Source organism: Mesorhizobium sp. M5C.F.Ca.IN.020.32.2.1 (genome assembly GCF_004023105.1).
In the GTDB taxonomy this organism is placed as follows: Bacteria; Pseudomonadota; Alphaproteobacteria; order Rhizobiales; family Rhizobiaceae; genus Mesorhizobium; species Mesorhizobium wenxiniae.
In genome coordinates, this window is record NZ_RZSX01001235.1 from 1 (window position 1) to 1,384 (window position 1,384).

Genomic DNA, 1,384 nt, shown 5'->3' on the forward strand with positions numbered 1-1,384 from the left:
GGTGGTCGCGACCGGCATCGACAAATCGGCGGCCGAAATCGCCGCCGCGCCGATCGCCATCCGCACGGCTCCGCCAAAGCCGGTCAGTCGCCCGGCCGCTCCGGTCACGGAAAACCGTCCGGCGCCTGTCCAGCAGGCGGGCTACGAGCCACGCGCCGTCGATCCTGTAGCAGAGGCAATCCAGCTCGCCGAGGCGAATGCCGCGGCGATGGCGCGTCCCGCGCCAGCTGCCCAGGCGGAAGATTTTCGTCCGCAGAGCAAGATCTTCCAGGCTCCGCCGGCCCAGCCGCAGCCGATGGTGCAGCCAATGGTTCAGCAGGCGATGCAGCCTGCCCCGCAGCGTGAAGTGCTTCAGCCGGCAGCCGCAGCGCCCCAGCGCATGCCGCGCGTCGAGGACTTTCCGCCGGTGGTCAAAGCCGAGGTGGAAGCCAAAAGCCGTCCGGCCGACCACGAGAACAGCGGACCGATGGGACTGCTCAAGCGCCTGACGAACGGCCTTACCCGCCGCGAAGAAGAGCCCGCACGACTGCAGCCGGCGCAGCCGCGCGAGCCGAAACTGCGCCAGGCGGCACCCGAAGTGCGCCGCCTTGCCAGCCAGGATCCGCAGCTTTACGCGCCACGCCGCGGCCAGTTGGACGACCAGGGCCGGCTGACGCCGCAGAGCAGGGCTGTCCAGGAAGACGATCAGCTGGAGATTCCGGCGTTCCTGCGCCGCCAGGCGAATTGATCTGTTAACGGTCCGTAACAGTTATTAACAGGCAGACAAAAAGTTGTTTGCCTGTTAATCTTAAAAGCGATTGCAAAACAGAGTGTTACGAGACGATACCCGCTCCGGATCGCGGTTACACAAAGTAAGAAACCGTGATTTGGAGACTTCCTGCCGGGCAACTATCTTCGCCCGAGCAATGTCGGTTTGCTGGGATTCGGGGAAGTGGCCCTGCCTGCCGATCAAAGAGCCGCGCCCTCGGGCTGATGAAGCGGACGAAGGCAGTATGGGCTATGGGGTTTGTTTTGCACGATTATCAGACGACACTTAAATCGCGTGCGACGCTGACCGGCACCGGCGTTCACAGCGGCAATTCCGTTACCGTTCATTTCCTGCCGGCAGACGCTGATACAGGTGTCGTGTTCCAGCTTTCGAATGGAAGCGAAGACCGGGAGTTCCGTGCGCTCGTTTCCGAGGTCGGCGCTACCGATCTGTGCACCATGCTCGGCGATCCGGCAGGCGAGCACATCGCCACTGTCGAACATCTGATGGCCACGCTTTTCGGGCTCGGCATCGACAATGTCGTCATCGAGATCGACGGCCATGAGGTTCCGATCCTTGACGGCAGCGCCATGGCGTTCGTAGAGGCTATCGACCAGGCGGGCATCGATTCGCTGC

General features: G+C 63.2%; 1 protein-coding gene and 1 pseudogene. Both read left to right on the forward strand.

Going from position 1 to position 1,384, the window contains the following annotated elements:
• A pseudogene (locus EOA86_RS34720) lies at positions 1–727 on the forward strand (cell division protein FtsZ); the annotation flags it as partial.
• 272 nt (positions 728–999) lie between these two features.
• Positions 1,000–1,384: UDP-3-O-acyl-N-acetylglucosamine deacetylase (locus EOA86_RS34725; RefSeq protein WP_206630228.1), on the forward strand; the 385-nt coding region annotated here is incomplete at its 3' end.